At 73.6% G+C, this 16,625-nt stretch carries 5 protein-coding genes; 4 read left to right on the top strand and 1 reads right to left on the bottom strand.

The genetic code is table 11. From position 1 onward, the window contains the following. Window positions 1-2: 2 nt before the first annotated feature. Window positions 3-356, bottom strand: coding sequence for a hypothetical protein (locus tag KV106_RS01365; RefSeq protein WP_261205781.1), 354 nt, complete (start codon window positions 354-356; stop codon window positions 3-5). A 218-nt stretch (window positions 357-574) separates the two neighbouring features. On the opposite strand from KV106_RS01365, the gene KV106_RS01360 reads away from it, so the two are divergent. The 4 genes from KV106_RS01360 to KV106_RS01345 all read left to right on the top strand — a co-directional run bounded on the left by KV106_RS01360 (window position 575) and on the right by KV106_RS01345 (window position 16,603). Continuing rightward, complete coding sequence (locus tag KV106_RS01360) at window positions 575-1,300, top strand: STN domain-containing protein (RefSeq protein ID WP_261205779.1); 726 nt, start codon at window positions 575-577, stop codon at window positions 1,298-1,300. A gap of 10 nt (window positions 1,301-1,310) precedes the next feature. Next, window positions 1,311-1,871, top strand: a complete 561-nt coding sequence (locus KV106_RS01355; RefSeq protein WP_057590199.1) for an RNA polymerase sigma factor — start codon at window positions 1,311-1,313, stop codon at window positions 1,869-1,871. Window positions 1,872-1,917: 46 nt separating this feature from the next. After that, complete coding sequence (locus KV106_RS01350) at window positions 1,918-2,880, top strand: FecR family protein (protein ID WP_261205778.1); 963 nt, start codon at window positions 1,918-1,920, stop codon at window positions 2,878-2,880. 148 nt (window positions 2,881-3,028) lie between these two features. Continuing rightward, window positions 3,029-16,603, top strand: a complete 13,575-nt coding sequence (locus tag KV106_RS01345; protein ID WP_261205777.1) for a filamentous haemagglutinin family protein — start codon at window positions 3,029-3,031, stop codon at window positions 16,601-16,603. Window positions 16,604-16,625 lie beyond the last annotated feature (22 nt).

Below are 16,625 nucleotides of genomic sequence, written 5' to 3'. Positions count from 1 at the left end.
CGTCACCGCCCCGGAATCAGCGGCGACACCGGCGCCACCGGCGGCGGCCGCTGCGGATACACCGAGGTGCCGAAGGTATTGCCCATGCGGGTGCTGGTGGCCGCGCGGTTGAACAGGCCGAGCTGGTTCGAGGGCCGGTTGGCGATCGCCTCCGAGGCCAGTTGCGGCGTGCCCTCGGCATCGCGCGGTGCCGAGGCGGGCGGGCGCATCTTCTGCGTCAGGCAGTCGTAGGAGGGCGCGCGTTCGCCGTTCACCGTCGCCTCGATGCAGGACGGGGGCGGCTCGGCGTCCTGCGCCATGGCGCCGGGGCCGGACAGGCCGGCCAGCATCGCGATCCAGAAGCAGGCTGCGCGCATCGACGTCTCCGATCTCCGGGAAAGAAAAAACGCGCCAGTCTAGGCCGGGAACAAGTCGCCGCGATGTCGCGAACCCGGGTGCGCGGCGCCTGTCATGGGTCGGTCATGTCAGACGAATAGCCTCAGGCCGCGAACATCGATCCAGACCGCAAGGCGGACGGCCGCGCCAGTCGCCCACTTTCTCTCCGCCGCACTCCCTTGCCTTCCTCCTCCGCCTCATGACACGTGCTTCCGCCTCGGGCAGTGCCCTGTCGCTGTCCTGGTGCCTCGTCGTGCTGCTGATGATGGGCGCGCGCTTCGCCCAGGCGCAAATTCCCGGTCCGCGCGAAGCGGCCGGCGCGATCAACTTCGACATGCAGGCCCAGCCGCTGCAGGACGCGCTGGCCGAGTTCGGCCGCATCACCGGCCATTCGGTGCTGGTCAGCAGCAGCCTGGCCGCGGGCCGCGCGGCCTCGCCGGTGCGCGGGCAACTGGCGCCGCGCGAGGCGCTGCGCCAGTTGCTCGCGGGCTCGGGCCTGGTGGCGCGCTATGTCGGCGAACAGTCGTTCACGCTGGTGCCCGAGTTCGTGGCGGAAGCGAACGCACCCGCGGCGGCGCGCGGCGAGGCCGTCGGCGGCGAGGACGAGGCCGTCGCCGACCTGCGCGCCTACGCGGCCGCGCTGCAATCCTCGATCACGCGCGTGCTGTGCATCGCGCAGCCCGACGCCTTCGGCCGCTACCGCCTCGGCCTGCAGCTGTGGATCGGCGACGACGGCGCGGTGCGCGAGGTCCGCGTGCTCGAGGGCAGCGGCCAGCAGGAGCGCGACGCGCGCGTGCTGCGCAGCCTGCGCGACCTGGCGCTCGATGCGCCGCCGCCCGCGCTGCCGCAGCCGCTCACGATCCTGCTGACGCCGCGCACCGACCCGGCGCGCGATTGCCGCCCCCATCGGGCACGCGCGGGCTGAGGGAGCGACGATGCCCGACCGCTTCAAGGCCGCATTGCGGACGCTGTTCCTCGCGCGCTACGCCCAGTTCAGGAAGCACCTGCACATGCGCCTGGGTTCCGAGGACCTGGCCAACGACGCGCTGCAGGAAACCTTCCTGCGGGTGGAGAACAGCACCGTGCGCAGCGAGGTGCGCTATCCCTCGGCCTACCTGTTCCGCATCGCGCTCAACGTGGCCGAGGACCAGCGCAAGAGCAACGCGCGCCTGCTGAGCGTGGGCGAGGTCGAGGCGCTCTACGACATGGCCGACGAGATGGCCGACCCGGCGCGCGGCGCCGAGGCGCGCGACCAGATCGCGGCGCTCGAGCGCGCGCTGGCCGAGCTGCCGCGCCGGCGCAAGGCGATCGTGCTGGCCGCGCGCGTGGACGAGATGCCGCACAAGGACATCGCGACGCGCTACGGCGTGTCGGTGCGCACGGTCGAGAAGGAACTGCGCGCCGGCCTCGAGCATTGCTGCGAGCGATTGGGCCGGGATTTCATCCAGCGCTTCGGTCCCGGCGCGGGAAAACAGTCGAAGCAAGATGAAGGCTGAAAAAGATGAAGCCTCGGCCGTCGACGAACCCGGAGATCCCGACGCGATGAAGACCCTGCAACGCGAAGCCCAGGCCTGGGCGGTGCGGCTGGCCTCGGGCCAGGCGAACGAGGACGATGCGCGCGCCTTCAAGGCCTGGTGCGCGCGCAGCCGCGCGCATGCGCAGGCCTTCGCGCAGGCGCGCGAGGTCTGGCGCGCGATGGCGCCGGCCGGCCTGCAGCTGCGCCGGCAGGAGGAGCGCGCCGCGCGCAACAAGCTGCCGCTGCCGGGCCGCCGCGCCTGGCTCGGCGGCGCGGTGGCGGCCTCGGTCGCCTACCTCGCGGTCTCGCCGCCGCTCGGCCTCTGGTCGCCGGTGACCGACTGGAACGCCGACTACAGCACCGCCACCGGCGAGCAGCGCGAGGTGCACGTGGCCGGCGGCGTGGTGCTGCAACTGAACACGCGCACGCGCGTGAACCTGCGCCGCGCGGCGGGCGATGGCGGCGGCGGCGACAGCGTCGAGCTGGTGGCCGGCGAGGCCGAGTTCGCCAACGAGGCCGCGGGCGGCACGCGCTTCACGGTCACGGCCGCGGGCGGCACGGTGTCGGCGCAGCGCGCGCGCTTCAACATGCGCAACCTCGACGGCGAGGTCTGCGTGACCTGCCTGTCGGGCCAGGTCGAGGTGGCGCGCGGCACGCAGCGCGTGCGGCTCGACGCGGGCCGCCAGCTGCGCTGGAGCGCGGCCGGCCTCGGCACGGTCGCGGCGGTCGACACCGGCCCGGTCAGCGCCTGGCGCCGGCGCCAGCTGGTGTTCGACCGGGTGCCGCTGTCGCAGGTGGTGGCCGAGGTCAACCGCTACCGCCACGGCCGGCTGGTGATCACCAGCGCGGCGCTGGGGCGCAGCGAGGTGCAGGCCAGCTTCTCGATCGACCGGCTCGACGACGTGGCCTTCCTGGTGCGCGACGTCTACGGTGCCGAGCTCACGCAGCTGCCCGGCGGCATCGTGCTGCTGGGCCTGGCCAGCACCTGAGTGCCGTGACCGGGCGCGCGCCGTTCGTGAAGTTTTCGTGACATGGTGCAGTCGCGCCATGGCTTCGCTGTCATAGCTCGGTAGACCACGAGGCCGCGGGCCTCGCGGCATCGATCGAGCAACGCAACACGAACCCATGGAAGTCCGCATGCAACGCAGCAGCACGGTGTCCCGGCGCAACGAGAGCAGCCCCTTTTCCTTCACCCCCCAGACCCGGCTGCGGCCGCTGGTGCATGCCATCGCGCTGATGCTGGCCGCGGGCGCCGCGGTGCCCGCCGCGCATGCGCAGCGCGCCTTCAGCGCCGGCTGGATGGCGCAGAAGAACATGGCGCAGGGCACCGCGCTGGCCACCGGCCGGCTGCCCAACGGCATGCCGGCCTCGGCGCTGGTGAGCCCGCAGGCGCAACAGCAGCGCGCGGGCGAGCAGCTGCAGCGCTCGATCGGCAACCTGAACCTCGCCGCGCGCGGCATCGCGGCGCAGCAGGCCGCGCAGGAGGCGGCGCGCCGCACGGCGCTGGCCAGCGGGCAGGGCGTGCCCGACGGCATGGCCGAGGGCGGCCTGCGCGTGGACACGGCCAGCCTCACGGCCGGCTGGGCCAATGCCAACGCGCCGGTGGAAACGCGCAGCGGCGGCCAGACGCAGGTGACGATCGCGCAGACCGCGCCGCAGGCGATCCTCAACTGGGAGACCTTCAACGTCGGGCGCAACACCACGGTGAAGTTCGAGCAGCAGCCGAGCTGGGCCGTGCTCAACCGCGTCAACGACCCGCAGGCGCGGCCCTCGCAGATCCAGGGCCGGATCCAGGCCGACGGCACGGTGATGGTGGTCAACCGCAACGGCATCGTGTTCAGCGGCAGCAGCCAGGTCGACACGCGCAACCTGGTGGCCTCGGCCGTCGGCATGAGCGACGCACAGTTCAGGAAGGGGATCTACAGCGATGCCCAGGGCACGAAGTTCGTCCCGAGCCTGGCCAACGACCTGCAGACCACCGCCAACAGCTTCAGCCATGGCGCGGCCACGGGCGACGTGGTGGTCGAGGCCGGCGCGCGCATCGCGACGCGCCGCCCCGAGACGGTGACCGAGGCCGGCGGCTACGTGCTGCTGGCCGGGCGCGAGACGCGCAACAACGGCCAGATCAGCACGCCCAACGGCCAGGTCATGCTGGCCGCGGGCGATGCCTTCGTGATCCGCAAGGGCCTGGGCACCGACGAGAACCAGGCCTCGACCACGCGCGGCAACACGGTCGTGCCGCTGCGCCTCGAGGGCAGCGGCGCCGGGCTGGTGCGCAACACCGGGCTGCTGCAGGCGGAGCAGGGCGACATCACGCTCGCCGGCCGCGACGTGCGCCAGCAGGGCGTGGCGGTGTCGACCACCTCGGTCCACACGCGCGGCACGGTGCACCTGCTCAACGACACGGCCGATGCCGCGGGCAAGGTGACGCTCGAGGCCGGCAGCGTGACCGCGATCCTGCTCGACGAGAGCGCGACCACCGCGCTCGACGTGCAGCGCAACGCGATGATCAAGGACTCCGACAAGGCCGGCGACGGCGTCGCGCACCGGCGCGACCAGTCGCTGGTGCGCATCGCCAGCGGCGGCGAGGTCGAGTTCCTCGGCGACTCGCTCACGCTGGCCACCGGCGGCCAGGTGCTGGTCGATGCCGCGAAGCGCAGCAGCGTGCGCGAGGGCGCGCGCATCGACGTGTCGGGCGCGGTCGGCGTGCGCGTGGCGATGGAGGCCAACAACGTCGAGATCAACGTGCAGGGCAACGAGCAGCGCGACGCGCCGCGCAACCGCGACGGCCGCGCGCTGTTCAACAACAACATCTGGCTCGACCGCCGCTACCTGGTGCGCGTGCCCGCGGGCACCAACGGCTACGAGACCGACCGCTGGTACACCGCGGGCGGCCTGCTCGAGGTCGGCGGCTACCTCGGCATCGCGGGCCACGGCATCGGCGAATGGTCGGCGCAGGGCGGCACGGTGCAGTTCGGCGGCGGCGAGCTGCGCACCGACAAGGGCTCGAGCATCAACCTCGCGGGCGGCACGCTCGACGTGCAGACCGGCAAGATCCGCCAGACCTGGCTCAAGGGCTCGGACGGCCGGCTCTACGAGGCTTCGCGCGCGCCGGGCGACCTGCTCTACACCGGCCTCTACAAGGGCTTCGAATCGGAGCACAAGCGCTGGGGCGTGACCGATGCCTTCTACAACCCGCTGATCGGCGCGAAGGAGCGGATCGAGAACGGCTACACGGTCGGGCGCGACGCGGGCCGGCTGGTGGTGGCCACGGCCAAGGCGCAGCTCGAGGGCGACATCGACACCAGCGCCTTCCAGGGCCAGGGCCAGACGCAGGCGCGCGACAAGTCCTTCGACGGCTACCGCCAGGCGCAGACCGCGGTGGCGCTGCGCGGGCAGCTGATCGTCGGCAAGCAGACGCCGGTCTACGACAAGGCGACCGAGGGCCTGCGCTACACCGAGGACGCGGTGGCGCAACGCATCGCCATCGGCGGCGCGGGCGGCGAGGACCAGGACATCCACCTCGACGCCGGCTGGCTCGATGCGCTCGAGCTCGGCGCGCTGCGCGTGCATGCCAAGGACGCGATCGCGGTGCGCGAGGCGCTGCGCGTGGCGCCGGGCGGCGACATCGCGCTGCATGCCACGCAGGTGCAGGTCGATGCGGGGCTGGAAGCGCGTGGTGGCGGCATCGCGCTGGGCAACGTGTTCCAGAAGTGGAGCGCGAGCCTGGGCTGGATCGACAGCCTCGCGGCGCCGCTCAAGCCCGAGCTGGCCGCCAACGTGACGATCGCCGAGGGCGTGCTGCTCGACGCGCGCGGCCTGTGGACCAACCTCGCGCTCGACCGCGCGGGCACGGCGGGCGTGCCCTTCGTCGCGGGCGGCGGCATCCGCGTGCAGTCCAGCGGCGACGTGGTGGTGTCGCCAGGCGCGGTGCTCGACACCTCGGCCGGCGCCGTCTACCGCGCCGACCACAGCGTGCAGGGCGGCCGCGGCGGCGACATCGCGCTGGCGGCCAATGCCTACCCGGGCGCGGGCACGAGCGGGCCGGCGGGCGAGCTGGTGCTCGGCGGCGCGCTGCGCAGCCAGGGCATGAAGGGCGGCGGCACGCTGCGGCTGCAGTCGGGCGGCGCGGTGGTGGTCGGCGGCGAGATCGCGGGCGGCCGCGGCGTGCTGGCCGCGGGCGAGGCCGCGCCGGTCGACCTGATCGCGAGCGAGGGCTTCGTGGTGAAGGCCGGTGCCACGCTGCCGACCGACTTCCACTACACGCGCACGCGCGCCCAGCCCGGCGAGGCGCTGGGCGCGGCGCCGCTGGTGGACCGGGCGCGGCCCGAGACCCACCTCACGCTGGCCGCGAACTGGACCCCGCCCAAGCCCGTGGGCAGCAACGACTTCTACACCCTGCAGACCGCGAGCGGCCAGTCCTACTCGTTCTATTCCTGGAGCACGATACCGACGCTGCCCGCGGGCACGGTCATCGTCAGCCTCACGGGCCAGTTCGGCGGCTTCCCGAACGGCTACGTGGTGCCGGCCGAGGTGTTCCCGCAGGGCATGGGCATCCAGCCGAGCCCGGGCGTGATCAGGGCCGGCACGACGGCGCCGCGCGACCTCGAGTTCACGGCCGGCACGCGCATCGCGGCGGGCGGGCGCTTCGACCGCGACGTGGCGGTCGGCCGCGTGCTGCACATCGATGGCGAGCAACTGCGCGCGGGCTTCTCGCGCTATGAACTGATCGGCCACCAGGGCCTGGCGGTCGCGCCGGGCGCCGCGCTGCGCGTGGAGATGCCGGTGCTGCGCGCCGACACCACCGCCGCGCGCGGCCTGCCCACGGGCGCCGACACCGCCGGCGTGCTCCAGAGCTGGCTGCCGCCCGAGTACACCGAGAACGCGGCCAAGGGCCTGCTGACGCAGCGCCAGGGCGCCGACCTGCAGCTCACGGCCGGCTGGGGCTACGGCTCGCTCGCACCGCTGGACGTGGGCCGCGACGCGCGGGTGCAGGTCGATGCCGGCCGCGCCATCACGCTCACCGGCAACGGGCAGATCACCGTCGACGGCACGCTGCGCACGGCGGGCGGGCGCATCGAGGTGACGAACTTCGGCTATGGCCTCGACGGCGCCTCGTCGAAGAGCCACGACCGCTCGATCTGGCTCGACGACCATGCGGTGCTCGACGTGTCGGGCGAGGCCCGCATCGCGACCGACGTGCGCGGCCGGCGCTACGGCCTGGTCGGCGACGGCGGCAGCATCCAGATCGGCGGGCGCTACAACGCCAATGCCACCAGCACGGTGGGCGCCGACAACTTCATCGTGGTGCGCCCCGGCGCGCGCCTCGAGGCCTCGGGCACCAGCGCGACGCTGGACCTGCCGCAGGCCGGCGCCACCGCGGTCGCTTCCGACGGCGGCCTGATCTACCTGAGCAGCTTCAACGGCCTGTTCCTCGACGGCACGCTGCGCGCCGCGGCGGGCGGCGCGGGCGCGGCCGGCGGCACGCTGGGCCTGACCCTGGAGGCGCCGGCCTATCCCGAGGCCAACCTGCCCGACGCGCGCGTGCGTTCGCTGCGCGAGATCAAGCTCGGTGCGCAGCAGGGCCCCGACTCGCTGCGCGCCGACCTGCGCCCGGGCCAGGCCGATGCCGCGCTCGCCTACGGCCATGCGCGCATCGGCGTCGACCGCATCGAGGCCGGCGGCTTCGACAGCCTCTCGCTGCTGGTCAACGGCGTGATCAGCTTCGAGGACGGCGTGAACCTGCGGCTCGGCCAGGGCCTGCGCATGACCGCGGGCAGCTTCAGCCTCGCGCAGGGCTCGGGCGACGGCTCGCAGGTGCTGCTGGCGGCGCCCTATGTGCGCCTGGGTGGCAATACCGGCCTGGGCCGCGACAAGCACATCCTGCCGATCCCGACGAACACGCGCGTGCCGCGGCTGGCCGCGGGCTCGGACCTGCGCATCGAGTCCTCGGTGCTCGACGTGATCGAGACCGTGGCCTTCGGCACCGCGGGCCCCCAGCCCGAACTCCAGGGCAACGTGCAGGTCGAGCGCGACGGCTTCGAGCACATCGCGCTGCGCAGCCAGGGCGACCTGCGCCTGCTGGCCTCGCTGGTGCGCGACCGCACCTCGCTCGAGACCGCGGGCGACCTGGTGCTCGCGGCCAGCCAGATCTATCCGGGCACCGGCGCGCGCGCCGAGATCCGCGCCGGCAAGAGGGGGCAGGTCGACACCTGGGGCAACTACCAGAACCTCTACGACCCGGCGCGCAGCCTGCGCGTGGAGCGCATCGGCGAGGGCGAGCCCGCCGTGCCGTACTCGGCCTTCGGCAGCCTGCAACTGATGTCGGCCAACATCGACCAGGGCGGCGTGCTGCGCGCGCCGCTGGGCAGCGTGATCCTGGGCCGCCCCGAGGGCCAGGCCGACGACGTCGCCTCCACCGTGCGGCTGCGCGCGGGCAGCATCACCTCGACCAGCGGCGCCGGCCTGGCCATGCCCTACGGCGGCACCAAGGACGGCCTGACCTACATCTACAACGGCACCGACGCCGGCTACGTGGGCCTCGGCGGCTCGGGCATCGCCTTCGGCGGCGTCACGCTGCTCGGCGAGCGCATCGACGTGCAGGGCGGGGCGCTGATCGACCTGTCGGGCGGCGGCATGCTCGCGGGCGCGGCCTTCCTCACCGGCCGCGGCGGCTCCACCGACGCGCGGCTCAACCCGCTGGTGCAAAGCGGCACCGGCCGCGCGGCCTTCGTGCTGCCGGGCCTCGCGACCAACCCGGTCTACGCCATCGTGCCGGGCGCGCAGCCGGGCGCGGCGCCGATCGCGGCCGAGAAGGGCGCGGGCGACCCGATGGTCGGGCGCCAGATCACCATCGGCGCGGGCGTGCCGGGCCTGCCGCCGGGCACCTACACGCTGCTGCCCTCGACCTACGCGCTGCTGCCGGGCGCCTTCCGCGTCGAGCTCAACGGCCTCGCGGGCGGCCAGGCGGCTTTCGGCGCCACGCAGGCGATGCGCAACGGCTCCTACAGCACCGCGGGCCGGGTCGGCGTCGCCAACACCGGCATCCTCGACACGCTGACCACGCAGCTCGTGCTGACGCCGGCCGACCTGCTGCGTACCTATTCCCAGTACAACGAGACCAGCTACGCCCAGTTCGGCCTCGACTGGGCCGCGCGCGACGGCGTGCCGCGCCCGCGCCTGGAGCGCGACGCGGGCCGGCTGACGCTGACCCCCGGCATCAAGCCGCTGGAGGACCGCGGCGTCCGCATCGCCGAGGGCACGGTGCGGCACGCGGCCGCAACGGGCGGCTTCGGCAGCGAGCTGGTGGTCAGCGGCTCCGGGCGCGCGTTCGAGATCGTGGCGGCGGGCAAGGGCCCGACCGAAGGCTTCACCGGCGTCACGCTCGACGCCGGCATGCTCAACGGCATCGGCGCGGGCACCATGGCCATCGGAGGCGCGCCGGGCTCGCAGTTCGAGACCGGCCGCAACACCCAGTCCTCGTATCTCGCGAGCTTCGGCACGGCCTACCAGGCCGCCAGCGGCATCGTGCTGCGCGAAGGCGCCGTGCTGTCGGCGCCGCAGGTGTTCCTGGTCGCGGGCCAGCGCGACGGCGGCATCGTGCTCGAGCAGGGCGCGGGCATCGACACCCTGCGCCGCGGCCCGGTCTCCTGGGACTCGAAGGCCGGCTATGTCTTCAAGCCCGGTGATGTCGCGGTGCTCGCCGTTTCCAACGGCTGGCTCGACATGCTGGCCCCGAGCCTGAGCACCGACACCCGCTGGGGCCAGGGCCCGATCCGCATCGGCGTGTGCGAGGGCAGCGTGCGCTGCGGCGGCACCACCACCCTCTATGCCGAGGGCACGATCACGGCCGCGACCGACCGCGCCTTCGAGCTCGGCGACTCGGTGCGCTACGGCGCGCGCAACCTGGTGCTGGCCGTGGGCGGCATCAACGTCGGCAGCGCCGAGGCGCTGGAGCGCGCCCGCGCGGGCGGCGCGCTGCCCGCGGGCATGACGCTCAACCAGCAGGTGCTCGACCGCCTGCTGCGCGGCGACACCAGCACCGGCGCGCCCGCGCTCGAGAACCTGGTGCTGACCGCGCGCGACTCGGTCAACTTCTACGAATCGGTGCGTTTGTCGACGCTGTCGTCCGCCAACGGCCAGCCCTCGCTGGCGCAACTGGTGCTGACCACGCCGGCCATCTACGGCCATGGCGGCGTCGACGACGTGGCGCGCATCGAGACCGACACCCTGGTGTGGAACGGCACGGCGTCGCCGGCCGGCGGCGTGATGAGCGGCGGCGCGGGCACCGGCAGCGGCCGGCTCGAGGTCGACGCGCGCGAGATCGTGTTCGGCTACGCGGCCCAGACCCAGCCCAAGTCGGTGATCTCGCACGACCGCCTGACGCTGGGCTTCGGCACGGTGGCGCTGAATGCCAGCGAGCGCATCACGGCCAACCATCGCGGCAGCCTCGGTGTCTACCAGTCGCAGGGCGCGTGGAACGAGGCCACCAAGGACTTCGACCGCAGCGGCGGCGAGCTGCTGATCTCCACCGCGCTGATGACCGGCAAGGCCGGCTCGGTCAACGCCATCCGCGCGGGCGGCCGCATCGCGGTGACCACGCCCGAAGGCGCGGTGCTGCCCGCGATCGACGCGGTGGCACCCGAGGCGCTGGGCGCCGAGCTGCGCCTCGACGCGGGCGGGCCACTGAGCTTCGACACCGCGGTGCGGCTGCCCAGCGGCAAGCTGAGCCTGGTCGCGCAGGGCGACCTGCTGCTGGGCGAGCGTTCGATGCTCGACCTCGCGGGCCGGCGCGTCGATTTCTTCGACGTCAGCAAGTACGCCTGGGGCGGCGACCTCGTGCTCGAGAGCCGCAGCGGCAACATCGCGCAGGCGGCGGGCGCGCGCATCGACCTGTCGGCGCGCAACAACCGCGCGGGCCGCCTCGATGCGGTGGCACTCGACGCCGGCGCGGGCACGATCGACCTGCGCGGCGCGATCGCAGCCGACAGCAGCGGCTACTACGACGCGGGCGGCACGCTGGTGCCCTACGCGGCGGGCGACATCGAGCTGCGCGCGCAGTCCATCGCCGACTTCCGCGGCCTGAATGCGCGGCTCAGCGAGGGCGGTGCCTTCGGCGTGCGCAGCTTCCAGCTCAAGCGCGGCGACCTCGTGGTCGGCGACGAGCTCAAGGCGCGCGAGATCAACCTCTCGGTCGACGGCGGCCGGCTCACGGTCGAGGGCCGCGTCGACGCCAGCGGCGAGCAGGCCGGCAGCATCCGGCTGGCGGCGCGCGACGGCGTGTCGCTCGCGGGCACGGCGGTGCTCGATGCCAGCGCCAGCGTGCTGCGGCGCGACAGCCACGGCCAGGCGATCGACGCGCCCAACCGCGCGGTCATCGAGCTCGATGCCGGCAGCGGCACGCTCTCGATCTCCAGCGGCGCGCGCATGGACCTGCGCGTGGCCGGTGCCGCGAAGGACTACGGCACGGTGGCGCTCAACGCACCGCGCCGCGGCGCCGACGACGTGGCCATCGAGGCCGCGGGCAGCATCGACATCCAGGGCGCGAAGTCGGTCGCGGTCAACGCCTTCGTCACCGACAAGAGCGCGGCGAAGGGCACGGACGCGAGCGTCGACGGCCGTACCTACCAGGTGATCGACCAGGCCTACCTCGATCGCCTGCACGGTCAGAGCGAGGCCTTCATCGAGGCCGCGCTGCGCAACGGCGCGCTGATCGACGGCCGCCTCGCGGGCCTGCGCGCGCAGGGCGACCGCTTCCACCTGCGCCCCGGCGTGCAGATCGTGACCGACGCCGCGATCAACCCCGATGGCGACCTGCACGTGGACGGCGACATCGACCTCTCGGGCCACCGCTACGCGAGCCTGAACCCGCGCACGCGCAAGACCCTGGCCTACGGCTCGGGCGAGCCGGGCGCGCTGGTGATCCGCGCGCCGGGCAACCTCGAGGTCTTCGGCAGCATCAACGACGGCTTCGATGGCTCGCGCCTCGTGCGCGGCGCCACGCCCGACGACAAGGGCTGGATCCTGCCGAGCGGCCGGCTGCCCTTCGGCGGCGACCTCGTGATCCCGCACGGCGGCATGGTCACGCTCGACACCGGCACCGGCTTCGAGCAGGGCCGCACGCTGAACTTCGACCTGCCGGCCAGCGCGGTGACGCTGCCCTCGGGCACGCTGCTGCCAGCGCTGATGGTGCTCGACCAGCCGCTGACCGTGCCCGCGGGCCTGGTGCTCGGCGCGGACGTGCGCGACGCCGCGGGCAAGCTGCTGCACGCGGCCGGCTCGGTACTGGGCGAGCCCGTGACGCTGCCGGCCGGCACGCGCCTGGCCGCGGGCTTCCGTCTGCCGGCCGCGGTGCGCATGGCGGCGGGCATCTGGCCCGCGGGCGTGCCGCTGCCGGTGGGCATGGCGCTGTCGCGCCCGCTCGCGCTGGCCAAGGGCGCGGTGGTGCCCTCGGAAACCCAGGTCAAGCTGCCCGGCGGCGTCGAGATGATCAACCTGCGGCCCGCCGATGCCGACGGCAACCAGGGCCGCACCTGGGCGCTGGCGCCGATGCTGCCCGCGGGCTCGCTGTCGTGGGACCTGCGCCTCGTGGCCGGTGCCGACCTCGGCGCGGCCGACACCCGCCTCGCGCAGCCGCACGCCACCGGCCGGCTGCAGCTGGCCGACACCCACTTCGGCCTCGGTTCGAAGGTCAGCGACGTGCCGGGCACCGGCTCGCCGGCCACCTACTTCTGGGGGCCGGACGCCGGCGCGAAGATGGTGATCGACTTCTTCGGGGAGTACGTGCTGAGCTTCCAGATCGTTCCGGGCACGCCCATGACGCCCGAGCAGATCGACGAGATGCGCATGTGGGGCCTGGTCGGCAACGACCCCGCCGACATGAACGACTACGGCTACGGCGAGTACGCCACCGTCGACAAGCCGGCCGTGCCGCCGGACCGCGTCGCGGCCTACCACCCGGCGCGCGAGCAGATCTTCAGCGTGCTGCGCACCGGCACCGGCGACCTCGACCTGGTCTCGGGCGGCGACATCACGCTGCGCTCGCCCTACGGCGTCTACACGGCCGGCACCGCCACCGCGCCCGGCGTGGGCGGCGCGGCCGACCGGCTCTACGACCAGCAGCGCGGCCTGCTCAAGGACGGCTCGATCCTGTTCTCCGTCGAAGGCAAGCCCTACGAGCCGCTGGTCGACGGCGGCGCGCGCAGCCTCTACGCGGCCTGGTACCCGGAGCAGGGCGGCAACCTGCTGCTGCGCGCCGGCGGCGACCTGCGCGGCGACCTGGTCGGCAGCGGGGGCTCGTTGCGCGTGGGCTTCGAGCTCGCCGAGATGCGCGGCCAGGTCGGCTCGACCGCTACCGGCACCTGGCTCTGGCGCCAGGGCAGCGGCAGCGTCGCGACCGGCGCCGACTCGCTGCCCGCGGCCTGGTGGATCAACTTCGGCACCTACGTGGCGGGCTCCAACGGCGAGTACTACCCGTACCCGAGCAACAGCTTCAACAACGATCCCTACCTCGTGGGCTTCACCGGCTTCGGCACGCTGGGCGGCGGCAACCTGGTGGTGGAGGCCGGCAAGGACGCCGGCATGATCGGCCCGCGCGGCGAGGTCTTCTTCAACGACGGCCCGATGAGAGCCCAGACCTCGCGCGTGCCGCGCAGCGAGGGCCTGCACCTGGCCGTGGCGAGCACCGGCCGCATGACGCCCGGCGGCGAGCTCGTGCTCACGGGCGGCGGCGATCTCGACCTGCGCATCGGCGGCAGCCTCAATCCGAACGCGACGCTGCGCAGGAACGAGCATGACCTCAACAGCACCTTCGTCAACCTGCGCGGCGCGCTGCGCGTGCAGGCCGGCGCCATCGGCGGCCTCGACGTGGGCGCGGGCACGCGCGACCAGCTCGACTCGCGCGGCGGCGACCCCTACAGCAAGGGCCGCGCCGGCGCCAGCGGCGGACCGGTGCTGGTGCTCGGCGACTCGACCGCGCGGCTGGACACGCGCGGCGACCTGGTGCTCGGCGGCGTGGCCGACGCGGGGCGCACCAAGCTGCTCAACAGCACGCCCTTCAGCTACCAGGGCCGGGCCTACGCGGGCGAGGGCTACAGCTGGTTCTCGCTGTGGACGCCCGCCACCGCCGTGGACCTGTTCAGCGCCGGCGGCAATCTCACGCCGACCACCGCCTGGGGCGAGGGCGGCGTGAACGAGGACGTGGTGAAGGCGCGCCGCGACAACAACCTCGGCGCGACCTTCCAGGGGCATTTCTATCCGTCGATCCTGCGCGCGGTCGCGGCCAGCGGCAGCCTCTACTACGGCGTGGGCACCGCGAACCTGCTGGCCAACAACGGCGCGGCCTTCACGCGCACCGAGTTCGGCCTCACGCTCTCGCCGGCACCGCAGGGCGCGCAGTACGCCAACGTCACCGGCAAGGGCGTGCTCGAGCTGCTGGCGCGCGACTCGATCCAGGCCAGCGGCTATGCGATCACCGCGTCGACGGCCGACCCGGCGGCGCTCACCAGCCCGTTCCGCCCGGGCTTCATGGGCGTGATCGCCTACACGGGCGGCGGTCCCTACGGCTTCAGCCCGGTGACGGTGCACAACCTGCATCCGTCCGTGGCGAATGCCGAGACCGACTGGCTCATCGGCTTCAGCGGCCGCTACACGAACGCGCCGCTGTTCACCTTCGCGAGCCAGGCCACCTCGGCCTATGCCGCGGCGGGCCAGGAGGCGGCGCGCTACTACGCGGTGGAAGGCGACATCGTCGGCCTGCGCTTCGGACAGGCCGCCAGCCTCGGCTACCTGGGCCGCGACGGCACGCGCTACGACGGCTCGATCCCGGTGGCGGTGCGCGCGGGGCGCGACATCACCGACTCGGGCACGCGCCTGGGCCAGAAGGACACCATCGGCACCGGCCGCGGCAACCTGATCTCGCACGGCCTGGCCGACGACATCTCGGTGATCGAGGCCGGCCGCGACATCCGCCACAGCAGCTTCTACGTCACCGGCCCGGGCCTGCTCGAGGTGACGGCCGGGCGCAATCTCTACTTCGCCGACCGCGGCGAGATCAAGACGCTGGGCGCCGTGGTCGACGTGAAGCCCGGCGACCGCAGCAGCGGCGCCAGCGTGGCGGTGTCGGCCGGCATGGGCGCGGGCGCCGACTGGCAGGCCTTCGCGAAGCGCTACCTCGACCCGGCCAACCTGGCCGATCCGGGCCAGCCGCTGGCCGACCAGCCGGGCAAGGCCGTGGCCGTCTACGGCGGCGCGCTGTCGCTCGCGCAGTGGCTGGCGCGCGAGTTCGGCTACGAGGGTAGCGAGGCCGGCGCCGAGTCCTTCATGGCGCGCAAGCAGGTGGAGCTCGACCGCGAGCGCCAGCAGGCGCTCTCGCGCGGCGACAGCGCGCCCAACCGCTCGCTGGCGCGCGAGTACAAGGTCGAGAGCCGGCTGCACCTGGTCAACTGGCTCACGGAGCGCTTCGGCAAGGCCAACCGCCTGGGCCTGCATTTCGACGCCGCCACCATGGATGCGCGCGCCTTCTTCGCGGCGCTGCCGCCCGAGCAGCAGCGCGCCTTCCTGCGCGGCGTCTACTACGCCGAGCTCAAGGCCTCGGGCCGCGAGTACAACGAGGAAGGCGGCAAGCGCCGCGGCAGCTACCTGCGCGGACGCGAGGCCATCGCCACGCTGCTGCCCGATACCGATGCGCAGGGCCGCCCGCGCAGCTACGAGGGCGACCTCACGCTGTTCAGCAGCGCGCTCTACATCGACGAGTACGTGACCACCAGCGGCGTCGGCAAGGACCGCCCGACCCCGGGCAAGACCTACATCAGCAAGGCCGAGTGGGAAGCGCTGGGCAGCCCGGGCTACGGCGTGGCCTTCTACGACGTGCTCGACGCCGGCATCCACACCCAGTTCGGCGGCGACGTGCGCATCATGACGCCGGGCGGCCGCACGCTGGTGGGCGTGGACGGCGGCTTCGTGCCGGGTCCGGGCTCGGGCGTGATGACGCAGGGCGAGGGCGACATCGACATCTATGCGCGCGGCAGCATCCTGATGGGCCAGAGCCGGGTGTTCACCACCTTCGGCGGCAACATCCTGGGCTGGTCGGGCGAGGGCGACATCAACGCCGGGCGGGGCGCCAAGACCACCGTGGTCTACACGCCGCAGCGGCGCGTCTACGACAGCGTGGGCAACGTCACGCTGTCGCCCAACGCGCCGACCACCGGCGCGGGCATCGCCACGCTGAACCCGATCGCCGAGATCCCGCCGGGCGACATCGACCTGATCGCGCCGCTGGGCACCATCGACGCGGGCGAGGCCGGCATCCGCGTGTCGGGCAACGTCAACCTCGCGGCGCTGCGCGTGGTGAACGCCGAGAACATCCAGGTGCAGGGCAAGTCCACCGGCATCCCGGTGGTGGCGGCGGTCAACGTGGGCGCGCTGTCGAACGCCAGCGCCGCGGCCGCGCAGGCCGGCATGGCGGCGCAGGACTCGCTGCAGCGCGAGCGCGCCGAGGCGAGGAAGGCCTTGCCCTCGGTGTTCACCGTGCGGGTGCTGGGCTTCGGCAACGAGGCGCCCGAGGGCGCGCCGGCCGGCGGCGCGCGCGAGCGCGGCAGCACCGGCGCGGCCTACGACCCCAAGGGCGTGGTGCAGGTGCTCGGCGCGGGCGCGCTGACCACCGCGCAGATGCAGTCGCTGACCCCGGGCGAACGGCGCAACCTCAAGCAGTAGCACGAAGGACCGCGCGGCATCC

Origin of the sequence: Variovorax endophyticus (genome assembly GCF_025376855.1) — a bacterium.
Lineage (GTDB): Bacteria > Pseudomonadota > Gammaproteobacteria > Burkholderiales > Burkholderiaceae_C > Variovorax.
This window is presented reverse-complemented; position numbering and strand designations above follow the sequence as displayed.

Bases quoted from the DNA above. Each gene is read 5' to 3' on its own strand.
- KV106_RS01345 (WP_261205777.1), top strand. From the start codon at position 3,029: ATGCAACGCAGCAGCACGGTGTCCCGGCGCAACGAGAGCAGCCCCTTT.
- KV106_RS01365 (WP_261205781.1), bottom strand. From the start codon at position 356: ATGCGCGCAGCCTGCTTCTGGATCGCGATGCTGGCCGGCCTGTCCGGC.
- KV106_RS01350 (WP_261205778.1), top strand. From the start codon at position 1,918: ATGAAGACCCTGCAACGCGAAGCCCAGGCCTGGGCGGTGCGGCTGGCC.
- KV106_RS01355 (WP_057590199.1), top strand. From the start codon at position 1,311: ATGCCCGACCGCTTCAAGGCCGCATTGCGGACGCTGTTCCTCGCGCGC.
- KV106_RS01360 (WP_261205779.1), top strand. From the start codon at position 575: ATGACACGTGCTTCCGCCTCGGGCAGTGCCCTGTCGCTGTCCTGGTGC.